This window comes from Arachnia sp. (genome assembly GCF_057238465.1).
The window spans coordinates 34,397-49,180 of sequence record NZ_DBHHFZ010000007.1 but is presented as its reverse complement, the minus strand read 5'-3'; the positions used below and the strand labels follow the sequence as shown (position 1 = coordinate 49,180).

The 14,784-nt window shown below is 66.3% G+C and carries 15 protein-coding genes; 6 read left to right on the top strand and 9 right to left on the bottom strand.

All coding sequences use genetic code 11. The features are described 5' to 3' along the window. Positions 1 to 47: 47 nt before the first annotated feature. The 5 genes from ACO6D6_RS08635 to feoB (ACO6D6_RS08615) all read right to left on the bottom strand — a co-directional run bounded on the left by ACO6D6_RS08635 (position 48) and on the right by feoB (ACO6D6_RS08615) (position 5,367). The gene (locus ACO6D6_RS08635) at positions 48 to 626 is read right to left on the bottom strand and encodes a NifU family protein (protein WP_484784857.1); all 579 of its coding nucleotides are present in this window, start codon (positions 624 to 626) and stop codon (positions 48 to 50) included. Next, positions 623 to 2,503 (bottom strand): ferrous iron transporter B, encoded by a 1,881-nt coding sequence (gene feoB, locus ACO6D6_RS08630; protein ID WP_484784974.1) that lies wholly within the window; start codon positions 2,501 to 2,503, stop codon positions 623 to 625. Before feoB (ACO6D6_RS08630) ends, ACO6D6_RS08635 begins: the two co-directional genes overlap by 4 nt. A 56-nt stretch (positions 2,504 to 2,559) precedes the next feature. Next, positions 2,560 to 2,805 carry a FeoA family protein gene (locus ACO6D6_RS08625; RefSeq protein ID WP_484784856.1) on the bottom strand — a complete coding sequence of 82 codons (246 nt, stop codon included), beginning with the start codon at positions 2,803 to 2,805 and terminating at the stop codon, positions 2,560 to 2,562. A gap of 100 nt (positions 2,806 to 2,905) precedes the next feature. Then, the gene (locus tag ACO6D6_RS08620; RefSeq protein WP_484784855.1) at positions 2,906 to 3,493 is read right to left on the bottom strand and encodes a hypothetical protein; all 588 of its coding nucleotides are present in this window, start codon (positions 3,491 to 3,493) and stop codon (positions 2,906 to 2,908) included. After that, the gene (gene feoB / locus ACO6D6_RS08615) at positions 3,490 to 5,367 is read right to left on the bottom strand and encodes a ferrous iron transporter B (protein WP_484784973.1); all 1,878 of its coding nucleotides are present in this window, start codon (positions 5,365 to 5,367) and stop codon (positions 3,490 to 3,492) included. The genes ACO6D6_RS08620 and feoB (ACO6D6_RS08615) overlap by 4 nt, the downstream gene beginning before the upstream one ends. A gap of 299 nt (positions 5,368 to 5,666) precedes the next feature. Between feoB (ACO6D6_RS08615) and ACO6D6_RS08610 the strand changes: the two genes are divergently transcribed. The 5 genes from ACO6D6_RS08610 to ACO6D6_RS08590 all read left to right on the top strand — a co-directional run bounded on the left by ACO6D6_RS08610 (position 5,667) and on the right by ACO6D6_RS08590 (position 10,735). Continuing rightward, a complete protein-coding gene (locus ACO6D6_RS08610) occupies positions 5,667 to 6,599 on the top strand; it encodes a 2-hydroxyacid dehydrogenase (RefSeq protein ID WP_484784854.1) in 933 nt (310 codons plus the stop codon). Further along, positions 6,596 to 7,267 (top strand): GNAT family N-acetyltransferase, encoded by a 672-nt coding sequence (locus tag ACO6D6_RS08605; protein ID WP_484784853.1) that lies wholly within the window; start codon positions 6,596 to 6,598, stop codon positions 7,265 to 7,267. Before ACO6D6_RS08610 ends, ACO6D6_RS08605 begins: the two co-directional genes overlap by 4 nt. A 320-nt stretch (positions 7,268 to 7,587) precedes the next feature. Then, positions 7,588 to 8,229, top strand: coding sequence for a TetR/AcrR family transcriptional regulator (locus ACO6D6_RS08600; protein WP_484784852.1), 642 nt, complete (start codon positions 7,588 to 7,590; stop codon positions 8,227 to 8,229). After that, positions 8,226 to 9,107 (top strand): ABC transporter ATP-binding protein, encoded by an 882-nt coding sequence (locus ACO6D6_RS08595; RefSeq protein WP_484784851.1) that lies wholly within the window; start codon positions 8,226 to 8,228, stop codon positions 9,105 to 9,107. The genes ACO6D6_RS08600 and ACO6D6_RS08595 overlap by 4 nt, the downstream gene beginning before the upstream one ends. Then, complete coding sequence (locus tag ACO6D6_RS08590) at positions 9,104 to 10,735, top strand: ABC transporter permease subunit (protein ID WP_484784850.1); 1,632 nt, start codon at positions 9,104 to 9,106, stop codon at positions 10,733 to 10,735. Before ACO6D6_RS08595 ends, ACO6D6_RS08590 begins: the two co-directional genes overlap by 4 nt. Before the next feature lie 9 nt (positions 10,736 to 10,744). On the opposite strand, the gene ACO6D6_RS08585 is transcribed toward ACO6D6_RS08590, so the two are convergent. The 4 genes from ACO6D6_RS08585 to ACO6D6_RS08570 form a co-directional block, all read right to left on the bottom strand. Further along, a complete protein-coding gene (locus tag ACO6D6_RS08585) occupies positions 10,745 to 11,350 on the bottom strand; it encodes a hypothetical protein (RefSeq protein ID WP_484784849.1) in 606 nt (201 codons plus the stop codon). Then, positions 11,343 to 11,702: a helix-turn-helix domain-containing protein gene (locus tag ACO6D6_RS08580; protein WP_061787454.1), complete on the bottom strand. Its 360-nt coding sequence runs from the start codon at positions 11,700 to 11,702 to the stop codon at positions 11,343 to 11,345. Before ACO6D6_RS08580 ends, ACO6D6_RS08585 begins: the two co-directional genes overlap by 8 nt. Before the next feature lie 70 nt (positions 11,703 to 11,772). After that, positions 11,773 to 12,813 (bottom strand): L-glyceraldehyde 3-phosphate reductase, encoded by a 1,041-nt coding sequence (gene mgrA, locus ACO6D6_RS08575; protein ID WP_484784848.1) that lies wholly within the window; start codon positions 12,811 to 12,813, stop codon positions 11,773 to 11,775. Between the two features lie 139 nt (positions 12,814 to 12,952). Continuing rightward, a complete protein-coding gene (locus tag ACO6D6_RS08570) occupies positions 12,953 to 13,450 on the bottom strand; it encodes a flavodoxin domain-containing protein (protein ID WP_484784847.1) in 498 nt (165 codons plus the stop codon). A gap of 69 nt (positions 13,451 to 13,519) precedes the next feature. On the opposite strand from ACO6D6_RS08570, the gene ACO6D6_RS08565 reads away from it, so the two are divergent. Continuing rightward, positions 13,520 to 14,647 carry a 6-phosphofructokinase gene (locus tag ACO6D6_RS08565; RefSeq protein WP_484784846.1) on the top strand — a complete coding sequence of 376 codons (1,128 nt, stop codon included), beginning with the start codon at positions 13,520 to 13,522 and terminating at the stop codon, positions 14,645 to 14,647. Positions 14,648 to 14,784: the final 137 nt, after the last annotated feature.

Sequence of the window (14,784 nt, the reverse complement as noted above, 5' to 3'; positions counted from 1 at the left end):
ATAGATATGCATGTATAATATACCAAATGAAAGCGAGCCGCGCGACTTCAGCAGTTGTGGCCCGGGAGGTTCAGCCAGGTGATGCCCCGCTTCTTCTTGCCTGTGTCGCCCACTCGTTTGACGGTTTTCAGCTGCGGGTAGCGGGCCCGGATGGTGGCCTCGATGCGCTGGTGGAGGGTCTGGCCGGCGGCGGGGCAGTCCTGGCATGCCCCGCCGAAGTCGACCTCCACCGTCTCGGCGTCGTTGTCGGCCACCTGGATCTGCCCGCCGTGGCTGGCGATGTAGGCCGCCAGCTGGTGCTCCACGACGTCACGGGAGATGTAGCCCAGCAGGTCGGCCGAGCCGGGCTCGACGTCCCAGTCCTCCTCCTCCGCGAGGGAGGCGACGATGGCGTCGCGGACCTTGGATCCGACCCTGCTCCACGCCTGGTCGGAGGCCAGCCACGTCCACACACCGTCGGCTTCCACCATGGCCCGGGAGATCACCCCGTACTCCAGCATCGACCCGAAGCTGCCGGGCGCGCCGCGCACCTCCCCGACGGGCACGCCGCCGGTGGGAACCACCCACCGGACGGCCTGCGGGTCGCCGGGAACGGCCTCGGGATGGATCGGCAACCTCCTGGTCATGTCGCGATCGCCCCCACGATGAGTTTCGCCGCGAACGCCGCAACCCAGGCGAGTCCACCCATGTAGACGAATGCGATGACCGACCACCGCCACGTGCCTGTTTCGCGTCTCATCACGCCCAGGGTGGATGCGCACTGCAACGCGTAGACGAAGAACACCAGCAGCGCCGCAATCGTGCTCGGCGTGAACACCGGCTCACCGGCATGCGGGCCGTCCGAATGCGTCATTCCCTCCAGCGACTCGCCCGGATCCTCCGGGTCCTCCGCGGATGCGACCTGACCCAGCGTCGAGACGACGGTCTCACGGGCGGCCAGGGAGCTGAGGACACCGATGTTGATGCGCCAGTCGAAACCGAGCGGATCGAAGACCGGCGACACCGCCCGACCAATGGCCGCGGCATAGGAGTTGTCGAGGGTGTAGGCAGTCACGGCCGCCTCGTCGCCGACATCCACCCCGGCCGCGGTCATGGCGTCCTCACTCGGAGCGGGGAAGTTCAGCAGCCCCCACAGCACGATGGTGACCACCATGATGATCCCCGCCACCTTCCGCAGGAACGCCTTGCACGCATCCCACACGGCGATGATGACGGAACGGGCGCTGGGCAGCCGGTAGGACGGCATCTCCATGTAGAACGGCAGCTGCGTGGTTCCGTGCCCGACGATGCGCTTGAACACCCACGCGGCGATCATCGCGGAGACCGCGCCGAGCAGGTACAGGCCGAACATGATGGTGCCCTGCGCCTGGAACGGACCCCAGAACAGGTCACCGGGAACCATGATCCCGATCATCAGGGTGTACACGGGCAGGCGTGCGGAGCAGGTCATCAGCGGCGCGCCCATCATGGTAGCGATCCGGTCCTTGGCCGACGGCAGGGTCCGGGTGGCCATGATCCCCGGGATCGCACAGGCCACCGAACTCAACAAAGCAACGAACGCGCGCCCTTCCAGACCCGCCATCCCCATCACACGGTCCATCAGGAACGCGGCCCGCGCGAGATATCCACTGCCCTCCATGATGGCGATCATGAGGAACAGCAACGCGATCTGCGGGATGAACGCCACCACCGCGCCGACACCGGCGAAGATGCCGTCGCCGATCAGCGAGGCTAGCCAGTCGATGGGAATGTGTTCCTTGGCGATCCCGCCCATCCACACGAAGAAGCCCTCGAAGGCGTCATTGATGGGCGCCGCGACGGTGAAGATGATCTGGAAGAACAGATACATCGTCGCGAAGAAGACCAGCGTCCCCCACAACGGGTGCAGCAGCACCTTGTCGATACGGTGGGTGCGTTCGTCGACGTCCGGGGTGCGGTAGTTGGCGCTCTCCAGCACCGAATCGACCCAGGCCGCGACCTCCTCGTGACCTGTGGGCGGGGGCACGATCGGCGCGGGCCACGAATCAGCCTCCGTGAAGGCCTTGGACAGCGCCTCGACGCCGCGCTTGTCGCCTGAGACGACAGGGATCACCCGCGCCCCGACGGCCCGCGACAGGGCGTCAACATCGATGGAACCGCCGCGCCGCGCCAGTTCGTCGGTGAAGGTCAGCACCGCGATGGTGGGGCGTTCACGCTGCTGCACCTGGGCCAGCATCCCGAGGCCGCGACGCAGCTGCGTGGCGTCCATCAGCACGACGTGACCGGAGATCGGCGAGTGCACCGACTCGCCCGCGTCCAAGACCTCCGTGACCACTTCCTCGTCGGGGCTGATCGGGTCGAGGGAGTAGGTGCCGGGCAGATCCTCGATGATCGCCTCGACGTCACCAAGCTTGTGGACGCCCTCGTAGCGGGAGACGGTGACCCCCGGATAGTTGCCGGTCTTGGCGCGCAACCCGGTCAGTGCGTTGAACAGCGTCGTCTTGCCGCAGTTCGGGCTGCCCACCAGCACGAAACGACGCAGATCCGTCGCGACCGGTGCGGATTGTTCGTCGTGACAGGTCATGATGTCACCAGCACTCTCGACGCCTCGGAGTGGCGGAGCACGATCTCGGTGCCCCCGACGTTGAACATGAGGGGATCGCGCAAGGGGGCGCGGCGCTCCAGCCTGCACGTCAACCCGGGAGCGAATCCGAGGTCGAAGAGTCGACGGCTGATCACGTCGTCACCGTCGAACCCGGTGATGCGTGCGCTCGCCCCGACCTTCAGGTCGGCGAGTGTCCTTGCGGTGGAAGGTGTCTCGTTCATAGTCGTGAACTTAGCAATGCCTTAACTGATCTGCGAAGATTTGCCCGAGGATTCATGAACTTTCGTCAATAGGCTCCACTTACCGGAATTGAGTTTCAATTCACTCATCCGTCCACAGCGCCCGGCGTGGAATGTTGGACAGCGTGAAGCGGCTGCTCTGCGGACCCCCCACCCGTGACGTCTCCCGCAGCGATGGGTACCGGGCGCGAACCGCAGTCTCAATGCGCTGCTGAAGCTCCGCGCTGGCGGCGGGATCGCGGGAATCGAGCTGGCCGAGGTCGAGCAGCAGCCAGCGGGCGTCGTTCTCCACCACTTCGACGGTGGTGTCGGCCGCGTGGATCTCGTCGGCAAGATCGCCCAGGAGCACGTCGTTCGTGACCAGACGCAACAGGTCCGCTGAGTCGCCATTGATCCGCCAGCCGTCGAGATCCAGGGAGTTGAGGATGGCCTCGCGCACCTTGTGACCGTAATCGGCCCAGGTGTTCCCGGGGGCCAGCCAGACCCAGATCCCCTCGGTTTCCAGCAGGGCCAGCGAGATCACCCTGTCCCGCATCAAAGCGCCGAGGGGATCCGGCGCGGCAACCACCTCGCCGACGATTTCCCGGGTGCCCGTGTGGACCACCCAGCGAACCGCCGACGGATCATCCGGAACCGCCTGGGGGTGGATCGGCCGCATGACATGGGTCATGTGATGAGCCTAGCGATACCTGATCCGAGGAAAGCCATCACCCACGCGACCACGCCCATGTAGACGAACGCGATGACAGGCCACCGCCACGTCCCTGTTTCACGTCTCAGCACGCCCAGGGTGGATGCACACTGCAACGCGTAGACGAAGAACAACAGCAGCGCCGTGACCGTGGGTGCCGTGAACACCGGCTCCCCGGCATGCGGGCCATCCGTGTAGGTCATCTGCTCCAAGGCCTCACCCGGATCCTCCGGGTCCTCCGCGGCCGCCACCTGACCCAGCGTCGCCACGACGACCTCTCGCGCCGCCAAGGAGCTGAGGACACCGATGTTGATGCGCCAGTCGAAACCGAGCGGATCGAAGACCGGCGACACCGCCCGACCGATGGCCGCGGCGTAAGAATTGTCGAGGGTGTAGGCCGTCACGGCCGCCTCGTCGCCGACATCCACCCCGGCGGCGGTCATGGCGTCCTCACTGTGGGTGGGGAAGTTCAGCAGCGCCCACAACACGATCGTGGTGGCCATGATGATCCCCGAGACCTTCCGCAGGAACGCCTTGCACGCATCCCACACGGCCACGACGACGGAACGGGCGCTGGGAATCTGATAGGCGGGCATCTCCATGTAGAACGGCATCACGGTCCCGCTGCGCCCCGTGAAACGTTTGAACACCCAGGCGGCGATCATCGCGGAGACCGACCCGAGCAGGTACAGCCCGAACATGATGGTGCCCTGCGCCTGGAACGGACCCCAGAACAGATCGCTGGGCACGACCATCGCGATCAGCAACGTGTAGACCGGCAGGCGTGCGGAGCAGGTCATCAGCGGCGCGCCCATCATGGTGGCGATCCGGTCCTTGGCCGACGGCAGGGTCCGGGTGGCCATGATCCCCGGGATCGCACAGGCCACCGAACTCAACAAAGCAACGAACGCGCGCCCTTCCAGACCCGCCATCCCCATCACACGGTCCATCAGGAACGCGGCCCGCGCGAGATATCCACTGCCCTCCATGATGGCGATCATGAGGAACAGCAACGCGATCTGCGGGATGAACGCCACCACCGCGCCGACACCGGCGAAGATGCCGTCGCCGATCAGCGAGGCTAGCCAGTCGATGGGAATGTGTTCCTTGGCGATCCCGCCCATCCACACGAAGAAGCCCTCGAAGGCGTCATTGATGGGCGCCGCGACGGTGAAGATGATCTGGAAGAACAGATACATCGTCGCGAAGAACACCAGCGTCCCCCACAACGGGTGCAGCAGCACCCTGTCGATGCCATGGCTGCGGCGGTCGGTGTCGGCCGCCCGGTAGTGCGCCGCATCCAGGACGGATGCGGACCAGCTGAAGATGTCGCTCTGACCGATGGGCGGGGCGACGATCGGAACGGGCCACGAGTCGACCTCGCTCAGCGCCTCGGAGAGCTCCTCCACCCCCGCCCGGTCACCCGCGACGATCGGGATCACCCGCACCCCGAGGGCCCGCGAGAGCGCTTTTATGTCGACGGAGCCGCCGCGCCGCGCCAGTTCGTCGGTGAAGGTCAGCACGACCAGCGTCGGTCGCGGAACCTGCTGCACGTGGGAAAGCAGGTTGAGGGAACGTCGCAGCGACGTGGCATCCAGGAGCACAATCTGCCCGCTGATTGGAGAACCAACGGAAATCCCGTCGCCGAGCACCCGGGAGACCACCTCCTCGTCGGGGCTGATGGCCTCGAGGGAATAGGCGCCGGGCAGATCCTCGATGATCACGTCGGCATCCCCCACCCGGTGCCGCCCCTCGTAGCGAGCGACGGTGACGCCCGGGTAGTTGCCGGTCTTGGCGCGCAGGCCGGTCAGTGCGTTGAACAGCGTCGTCTTGCCGCAGTTCGGGCTGCCCACCAGCACGAAACGCAGGATGCGATGGGCCTTGGCTGCGGAAGCGATCCCTGAACCGTGTCCGTGGTGGCTCATGACATCACCCTCCGAGGTTCGATGTCGGCAGTCATCGTCATTGGCGAAGTCTTGTTCACTCTCTCGAACCTAGCGTCGCGACACCCTGTCGTCAGGATTTCAGCCAATCAAACCGCGATCAACCCTGTCGGCTTTTTAACCGATGAATTCTGTGGTTTTTACGAATCAAGCCCGTCACATGGGGCCTCGCCACATCCCACCAAGCCCACGAGTCCTAGACTCAGGACATGATCGTGACTCTTCCGGACCGACAGCTCCTCGAAGCCCTCACCTCACACACCCCTGCAGATCAGCTCGGCGTCGAGCTGCGCATCTGGGACTGGAACTCCCCCGTCCGCGACGTGCTCGGCGACGAGGCCGACGACGTGGTGGCCACCGTCCTGCCGTACTTCCGTCCCGCCCCGGCGTGGAGGTCGCTGGCGGACCTGCCGAAGCTGCGTCTGCTGCAGGCACAGTCGGCGGGCTACGACAATCTCCTTCACATCACCCCCGACGGCGTCGCCCTCGCCAACGCGCGCGGAGTGCACGAGGCCTCCACCTCGGAGCTGGCCGTCGGTTTGATGCTCGCGGCGCAGCGGGAACTGCCCCGCTGGGCGCGTGAACGTCGCTGGCAGGCAGCATCGACCCGGGCGCTCGCGGATTCGCGAGTTCTGGTGGTCGGGGCGGGAGCCATCGGCGAGGCCATCCGGTCGCGCCTGGCGCCCTTCGAAACCGAGATCACGCGGGTCGCCACCACCGCCCGCGACGACGAGCACGGCCACATCCACGGCATCGACGAGCTGCCCGAGCTGCTGCCGAACACCGACATCCTGGTGCTGATCGTGCCGCTAACCGACTCCACCCGCGGCCTGATCGGAGCGAAGGAGCTGGCCCTGCTGCCCGACGGCGCCCTGGTGGTGAACGTGGCGCGCGGCCCCGTCGTCGACACCGATGCCATCACCGCTGAGGTGGTCGCGGGCCGGCTGCGGATGGCCTCCGATGTGTTCGACCCGGAACCCTTCCCCGACGACCATCCGCTGTGGCAGGCCGATGGGGCCTTCATCAGCCCCCACATCGGCGGCAACACCACCGCGATGCTGCCCCGGATCGTCGCGCTGCTGGCGGACCAGCTGCCGCGCCTGGCCGACGGCCGGGAACTCAAGTTCGTCGTGAAATCATGAGCGACCCCCTCGTCGAGGCCTATCCGCCTTTCGGACTGCGAATCACCCACGACGACATGACGCTGCGGGTGTTCCGCGACGCCGACATGCCCGAATACCTCGACCTGCTGAGCGCCCCGATCTTCGCCGAGGAGAACGTGGACTGGTTCTTCCCGTGGTGTGAGGCGCCGGTTCCCGAGCGGCGCCGCAACGCCATCCAGGCGCACTGGGGTTGGCGTTCCAGCTTCCGCCCGGAGTCCTGGACGTTGGCGTTCGGGGTCTACGTCGGCGGTGTGCTGGTCGGCTGCCAGGACCTCATCTCCGAGGACTTCCCGAGGCGGCGGGTGGTGCACTCGGGTTCTTGGCTGGCGCTGGAGCACCAGGGCAGGGGCTGGGGTTCGCGGATGCGCAGGCTGCTGCTGCACTTCGCCTTCGACCACCTGGGGGCGCAGCGGGCCGAGTCGGAGGCGGTGGCCGGCAACGAATCGTCGCTCGGGGTCTCCCGCAGCGCGGGCTACGAACCGAACGGCGCCGGGGTCGAGATCTTCGGAAAACGGGTGGTGGAGATGCATCGCGTCGTACTCACCCCCGACCGGCTCCGTCGCCTCGACGGCGAGGTCGTGGTGGAGGGGTTCACCGACGAACTGCGCGCCATGATGGGAGCGGGGCCAAAAGAAATCAGCTTGTAGGGAACCGGTTCATCGATACTTTCGAGGCGTGAAGCTGGTTGAGCCGACCTGCGAGCGCCAGCGAGCCGGTCGAGTCGAAACCACCGTGCGCATGTCCGAGGACTCGTGGTCGGGTCTGCCTCCCGAGCTGACGAACCCCTCCTTACCTGTTCACGAATCGCGGAGGTTCGACGGTTCAACGTCGCCACACGACGTTGAACCGTTTTTCTCCTGCGTTTCGTGTACGGGAGGGGGTGCGGATTTCAGTGGTTCTTTGAAGAAGAGCGGGTTCGACACGCCCGGTCCTTGTACAAGCGTTCAGCTTCTTATACGCTTGTATCATGATTGCTGATCTGACAGCCCGGGCGCGACTCCGTGACGCCACCATCGCGCTCATCGCGGCGGGTGAGAAACCCACGGCGCGCTCCGTCGCGGCTAGGGCGGAGGTGTCCATCGGGTTGATCCGGCACCACTTCGGCACCATGGATGGCCTGCTGCTGACCTGCGACGAGCACGTCGCCACGCTGATCCGCAACGCCAAGAACGATGCCATCCGCGGGCCGATGCCCAACGTGCTGGAAACCCTGCGGGAAACCGGGCAGGACAACATCCTCGGCTACCTGGCCCACCGCCTCACCGAATCCAGCGCCGCCATCGACGCTCTCGTCGACCAGCTCGCCGACGACGCCGCCGACTACATCCGCCGCGCCATCGACGCAGGTTTGCTGACCCCCATCCCCGACGTTCCCGTCGCGGCGCGGATGCTGACCATCTACTCGCTGGGTTCGCTGGTGCTGGGCCGCCACCTGAAACGCCTCCTCGACATCGACATCGCCGCCGAGGACATCGCGGCCGAACCGGGGGTCAGGAATTACGTGCAGGCCCAACTCACGCTGTTCGCGAGCCTGTTCACCCCGCACCTGCTGGAGCAGATGCAACCCCAGCTGGAGGAGACAGGAGAAAGGAAGGAGAAAGAGCAATGAACGCCATCGAGGTGAGGGAGCTCCGGAAGAAGTACGGCTCCTTCGAGGCGTTGAAGGGCATCGACCTGGAGGTTCACACCGGGGAGATCTTCGGATTCCTCGGCCCCAACGGCGCGGGCAAGTCCACCACCATCCGCATCCTCCTGGACGAGATCCGCGCCACCGGCGGCACCGCCCGGCTGCTCGGCCTCGACTCCCGCCGCGACGCCGCGGCGATCCACCGCCGGCTCGGCTACCTGCCCAGCGACCTGGCCCTCTACCCCGCGATGACCGGCGCGCAGACACTGCGGTTCTTCGCCCGGCTGCGCGGCGGCGTCGACTGGAATCACGTCAATGAGCTCCGGCAGCGACTCGACGCGAACCTCGACAAGCGCGTCGGGGAGCTGTCCTCGGGGAACCGTCAGAAGGTGGGGCTGATCGCCGCGTTGATGCACAAACCCGAGCTGATCATCATGGACGAACCCAACGCCGGCCTCGACCCCCTCGTGCAGCACGAGTTCCACCAGGTGCTGCGGGAGATCGTCGCGGAGGGCCGCACCGTGTTCCTGTCCTCCCACACCCTCTCCGAGGTGCAGCAGGTGGCCGACCGGGTCGGCATCATCCGCGCGGGCCGCCTGGTGGCGGTGGAGAACGTCGCGGACCTGCGCTCGGTGCGGCGCGTCGATCTGCTCCTGGACCGCGACGCCGATCCGCGCGACTTCGTCCGCATCCCCGGGGCCCGCGACATCACCGTGGACGGGCCGCGGGTGCGCATGGCCTTCGACGGGGAGCTCGGAACGTTGCTCAGTTCACTCGGCGGCCGTCGCGTCGTCGACCTGACCGCCCACGACGCCGACCTGGAGGAGATCTTCCTCGCGTTCTACCAGGAGCAGTCATGACCACCCTCGCAGTGTTGGGACGCGGTCTGCTGCCGCGCTGGAAGGCCGTCTGCGTCATCGTCGCGTGCATCCTCGCCTTCCTGCTGATGGGGGTCGCAATGGTGCAGTCAATGGACACCAATGTCTACGCATCCCTGCCGCCCGCGCTGCTAGCGATGGCCGGGATTCCCGCCGGCGCCTCGGCCCCGGTGATGTCCTACACGCAGATGCTCGGTTTCCTGGGCGCGATCGCGGTGGCGGGGTTCGCCGTCGCGGTGGGGGCGCAGCTGGTCGCGGGTGAGGAGAAGGACGGCACGCTGCCGCTGCTGCTCAGCCATCCCGTCTCCCGGGTCGGTGTCGGCGCGACGAAGGCCGCGGTGCTGGTGCTGGCGGTCGGTGTGACGTCGCTGGGGCTGTGGGGTGCGGCCGCGCTGGCGAGTCTGCCCTTCGACCTCACGCTGGGGGACGCCCATCTCGGGGAGCTCTGCCTGGCGCTGGGAGCCAATGCCCTGGTGTACGGGGGCGTCGCGTTCGCGGTCGGAGGTGCCACCGGGAGCCGCGGCCTGGCGACAGGGGCTGGTTCCGCGATCCTCGGGCTCGGTTGGTTGTTCGCCGGGCTGCTGCCCCAGTGGTCGGAGGGCCGCGACCTGGCGCAGTTCATCCCGTGGTACTGGTACAGCAAACCGACGGTGCTGCTGAACGGCATCGACGGCGGCTACCTGGCGTTGATGCTCGGCGTCGCGGCGGTGCTGCTGGCCGTCGGGGTCGCCGGCCTGATGGTCCGCGACCTGCGTCGAACAGCGACGAGGACACGACCGGCCAGGCACGCCACAACCAGATGGACCGGTTCGGCGGCTGGTCGCGGACCCTCCCGCTACCGCCTCCTGGTCTCCCGTCACACCGGTCTGCTCCTGGTGCTGGGTGTGGTGATGTTCGCGGTGATGGGCCTGTTGATGGGTCCGTTGTACGAGCAGATGGCCCCGCAGCTGGAGATGGCGACAAAGTCGATGCCACCCGAGCTCATGCAGGTCTGGGGCGCCACCGACATGGCCTCCCCCGCCGGGTTCTACTGGGGCGAGACGATGAGTCTGATGGCCCCCGCAGCCGTGATCCTGGCCGGCGCGGCGGTGGCGTCGCGGCTGGGGTCGGACGAACGTTCGGGCCGGCTCGGCGTGCTGCTGTCCACCCCCACCACCCGCACCCGGATGCTGGCCACGGCGATGGCGGCGCAGGCGACGCTCATCGCTCTGGTCACGGGGCTGACGGGGCTCGGGATCTGGGGCGGGGTCCAGCTGGGCTCGATGGGTCTGGCGACGGAGAACGTCGCGGGCGCCACCGCACACCTGCTGGCACTGGGGTTGTTCATCGGCTCGGCGGCGCTGCTGGCGGTGGCCGCCCTCGGCACCCCGGCAGCGGCCACCTGGACCGCGACCGGGGTGGGGCTGGTCGGCTACGTCATCAACACCACCATGCCCATGAACCCCGACCTCGCCGACTGGGCCCGCATCTCCCCATTCCACTGGTACGGGGCCGCCAGCCCCTTGGAGAACGGAGCCGACTGGGGGCACATCGCGATCCTGCTGGCGGGGTCGGTGGTGCTGCTGGCAGCGTCCTTCCCGCTGTTCACCAGACGCGACCTGCGAGTGTGAACCCGGCTCTCAGTCCTCGATCCGTAGGGGACGTTCGCCGCGGAACAGCACCGTTGGCGCGGAATGGACGCTGGGCATGGGTGCGATGTCATAGATATCAGCATGCGTAGCAAACAACAGCGGGTGCTGCCGAGCAATGGCACTGTGAAATTCAGCCGCCGTCGTTGGGGGAGCGACCTGTCGTTCGACAAACAGATCGATCACTGCCGCATAGGCTTTTCGAGTCAATTTGGCGGCAAGGAAAAGATCTGGATTAACCGCCGAAATACCGACAGATGCCAGATCAGCCTCTGCAAAATCATCCACATCTGCCGTAATCAGGAAACCCGCCTTGGCCGCGACGGCATCAGCAAGGATCTGCCTGTCCTCCGCCGTCGTTCCGAGAAACCTACTTGCACCTTCACCAACGGGGCTAAGCTCTCCCCCAAACCGCTGTCGGACGATGGTCGGCGAAAGTGCGTTTGGTTTCATGTGACGTGCAGCTTCCCGCTCAGCGGTTTCGCTCCACACGACAGCGAAACCGCTGAGCGGCCCGCCCACCATCAAGAGGGTGCGGGTGACAGGTTTGACCAAGACGTTCGCATCGAGAAAGACGCGAATCGGATCGTCAGTCACCGAACAGGTCTGTTCTTATCTCGCCCCGGCTGATCTCAATGACGTCACCCATGGTCGCCTGCCAGAATCGCTCGAACTCCTCATATGGGATCTGATTCCGGTTTCCGATTTTTACCGCACGTAGTTCCCCGGCAGCGATTTTTCGCGAAATCGTCGATCTCGACACCCCGGTTAGATCAGCAACCTGCGCAGGCGTGAGCACCCTCCGCTTGGCCGTGAGCGTCACCGATTCTCCCAACGAAGCGGCTCGTTTCACGTACTCCGCGATCTCGACCATCCACTCCGGCCATTCGCCGCTGTTTGCAGGGGCACGCACGGCTTCAGGATTGATGGTGATACTTCGAAGTGCCATGCGATCAATGATAGCACAGCATGCACACCTTGAATGTCTCAAGTGTGCAAGGTGTGCATTGTTCGAGTTTTCAGTCCTCGGTCTGTTTGACCCAGAGGTTGACCCCGGATTCGACGGCGTGCTGGTCGATGGCGGCCAGCTCGTCGTCGGTGAAAACCATGTTCTCCAGGGCTCCCAGGTTGGATTCGAGCTGCCGCAGCGACGACACCCCGATGAGCGTCGAAGTGACTCGTGGGTCGCGCAGCACCCAGGCGAGTGCCAGCTGCGCCAGCGACTGCCCCCGGTCGCGGGCGATCTCATTGAGGGCACGAACCCGGCCGAGGGTTTCGTCGGTGAGCTGGTCGCGGCTCAGCGACCCGTCGCGCGCGGCCCGGGAGTCGTCGGGGATTCCGTTGAGGTAGCGGTCGGTTAGCAGCCCCTGCGCCAGGGCGGTGAAGGCGATGATGCCCATGCCCTCGCTCTCGCAGGCGTCGACGAGCCCACCGGTCTCGACCCAGCGGTTGAACATGTTGTAGCTGGGCTGGTGTATCAGCAGCGGGGTGCCGAGCTCCCGGGCGATGCGGGCCGCTTCCCGGGTCTTGGCAGCCGAGTACGACGAGATGCCGACGTACAGCGCCCGGCCGGATCGCACCGCCTGGTCGAGGGCCATCATGGTCTCCTCGATCGGCGTGTCGGGGTCGAAACGGTGCGAATAGAAGATGTCGACGTAATCGAGGCCCATGCGCTCCAGCGACTGGTCGAGGGAGGCCAGCACGTACTTGCGCGACCCGCCGCCCTGCCCGTAGGGGCCCGGCCACATGTCCCAGCCGGCCTTGGTGGAGATGATCAACTCGTCGCGGAACGGCGCGAGATCCTGCCGGAAGATGGTTCCGAAGTTGATCTCCGCCTGACCGTAGGGCGGGCCGTAGTTGTTGGCCAGGTCGAAATGGGTGATGCCGGCGTCGAAGGCGCGACGAATGATCGCCCGCTGCACACCGAGAGGTTTGTCGTCGCCGAAGTTCTGCCACAGTCCCAACGACATCGCCGGAAGCAGCAGCCCGGAACGTCCGCAGCGACGGTAGGGCATGCGGCCGTCGTAACGGCCGGAGTCGGGTGTGTAGATCGGATACATGACGCAATCCTGCCAGACCGTCGCAACACCCACTGGACATCAAACAAGGAGCGCGCCGTCGAGGCCGTTGGGCCGGAAGGCTTCGGCCAAGAGGCCATGGAGGATCACGGGGAACGCCAGGAGTCGGCCTCCCGTTTCCTCAAGATGTTTCGCTCGTCCTCGTGAAATCGAGCTCCCGGGCCCAGGCGCGAACCGTCGGGGGGTCGACGTGATCGACGGGTTTCTTCGCGAGGACCCAGAGCAGCAGTTTCTTGAAGAAACCGACCCTCTCGGGTGCGTAACGACCCGCGAAGGCGGCCTGTGCGCTGGCCTCGACCAGTTCCGCGGCGGCCTTGTTGTGGCCGAGCGCGACGTCCTGCTTGGTGGGGTCGACGGCGGTGATGGAGAGATTGAACAGCGCGGCCCGGCCGATCTTTTCCCCGTGGTTGCGCAGCCACGTCAGCGACTCCGGCAGCCACGTCATCGCCTGGGTGGCGCTGCCCAGCACGAACCCGTCGAAACCAGCCGGGTCGGGGTCGTCGCGCAGGTCGGCCAACACGACGTCGACGCCCCGGGCACGCAGTTCGTCGGCGATGATCCCGGCCACCTCGGCCGTGGAACCCGCGCGGGTCGCATACCCAACCAGTACTCGCTGCATGGGTCAAAACTAGTGCCCAGCGGCAAATCCCGCTTCGGAGTAGGCTCGGGGACGGACAAGGAGGTTCTCATGGGCAATGCGAAACGCATCGGTGTTCTGACGGCGGGCGGCGACTCTCCCGGCTTGAACGCGGCCATCCGCGGGCTGGGCAAGGCGGCCATCGGCAGACACAAAATGGAGTTGATCGGTTTCCGTGACGGCGTGCGCGGCCTGGCTGAGAACCGGTGCTTCCAGCTCGGCCCCGAGGCGCTGTCCGGGATCCTCACCGTCGGTGGCACCATCCTCGGTACCAGCCGCGACAAGGTGCACCGCATGCGCATGGGCGGCGAGGTCGTCGACGCCATCCCCACCATCAAGGATGTCGTCGAGCAGGCCGACCTCGACTGTCTGGTGATGCTGGGTGGCGGTGGCACCGCGAAGAACGCGCTGCGCCTGTCGGAGGCCGGCATCCCGGTGGTGCACCTGCCCAAGACCATCGACCGCGACGTCGCCCACACCGACAACACCTTCGGTTTCTCCACGGCCCTGGAGATCGCCACCGACGCCATCGACCGGCTCCACTCCACCGCCCACAGCCACCACCGGGTGATCCTGGCGGAGATCATGGGCCACAAAGCGGGCTGGCTGGCGCTGGGCGCGGGCATCGCGGGCGGCGCCGATGTCATCCTGATCCCCGAGATCCCGTACACCGTCGAAGCCATCGCCGAGACCATCCGGGCCCGGCAGGCGCACGGCACCAACTTCAGCGTGATCGCGGTGGCCGAGGGAGCCAACGACACCGCGGCCGCGCAGGCCATTGCCGCCGCCGAGTCACTGAAGAAGGCCGCCGGGACACCGCAGGAGAAGGCGGCCGCGAAGTCGCACCTGGCGCGGGTCCTCGACGACCACCGCGAACACACCTTCCGGCTGGCCCGCGCCCTGGAGGACGCGACGGGCCTGGAAACCCGCGTCACCATCCTCGGCTACGTGCAGCGCGGCGGGACGCCGTGCGCGGAGGACCGGCTGCTGGGGTCGCGGATCGGCACCGCCGCCGCCGACCTGATCGCCGACGGGGTCAGCGGGGTGATGGTCGCGAGCAGGGGCGACGGCACCGAACCCGTCGACCTGAAGAAGGTCGCGGGCGTCCTGGCGCAGGTCCCACCGGACCATCCGTGGATCCAGACCGCCCGCGACGTGGGAACGGGTCTCGGGGACTGAGCGAATCGCAAATTCCTTCCCTAGGATTCCACGAGATCTTTTACCCGGGGTATAGAGCAAGAACTTCCATTTTGGCTATGCTTGACGAGTTCAGCTGATTTGTCCCGGGGGGGTAGTTGTGCAATCAACTATTCGAG

What these genes read in the sequence shown, in the direction of transcription:
- ACO6D6_RS08595 (WP_484784851.1), top strand. Translation starts at nt 8,226, where the DNA reads ATGAACGCCATCGAGGTGAGGGAGCTCCGGAAGAAGTACGGCTCCTTC.
- mgrA (WP_484784848.1), bottom strand. Translation starts at nt 12,813, where the DNA reads ATGTATCCGATCTACACACCCGACTCCGGCCGTTACGACGGCCGCATG.
- ACO6D6_RS08565 (WP_484784846.1), top strand. Translation starts at nt 13,520, where the DNA reads ATGGGCAATGCGAAACGCATCGGTGTTCTGACGGCGGGCGGCGACTCT.
- ACO6D6_RS08590 (WP_484784850.1), top strand. Translation starts at nt 9,104, where the DNA reads ATGACCACCCTCGCAGTGTTGGGACGCGGTCTGCTGCCGCGCTGGAAG.
- ACO6D6_RS08635 (WP_484784857.1), bottom strand. Translation starts at nt 626, where the DNA reads ATGACCAGGAGGTTGCCGATCCATCCCGAGGCCGTTCCCGGCGACCCG.
- ACO6D6_RS08605 (WP_484784853.1), top strand. Translation starts at nt 6,596, where the DNA reads ATGAGCGACCCCCTCGTCGAGGCCTATCCGCCTTTCGGACTGCGAATC.
- ACO6D6_RS08610 (WP_484784854.1), top strand. Translation starts at nt 5,667, where the DNA reads ATGATCGTGACTCTTCCGGACCGACAGCTCCTCGAAGCCCTCACCTCA.
- ACO6D6_RS08570 (WP_484784847.1), bottom strand. Translation starts at nt 13,450, where the DNA reads ATGCAGCGAGTACTGGTTGGGTATGCGACCCGCGCGGGTTCCACGGCC.
- ACO6D6_RS08580 (WP_061787454.1), bottom strand. Translation starts at nt 11,702, where the DNA reads ATGGCACTTCGAAGTATCACCATCAATCCTGAAGCCGTGCGTGCCCCT.
- ACO6D6_RS08625 (WP_484784856.1), bottom strand. Translation starts at nt 2,805, where the DNA reads ATGAACGAGACACCTTCCACCGCAAGGACACTCGCCGACCTGAAGGTC.
- ACO6D6_RS08600 (WP_484784852.1), top strand. Translation starts at nt 7,588, where the DNA reads ATGATTGCTGATCTGACAGCCCGGGCGCGACTCCGTGACGCCACCATC.
- ACO6D6_RS08620 (WP_484784855.1), bottom strand. Translation starts at nt 3,493, where the DNA reads ATGACCCATGTCATGCGGCCGATCCACCCCCAGGCGGTTCCGGATGAT.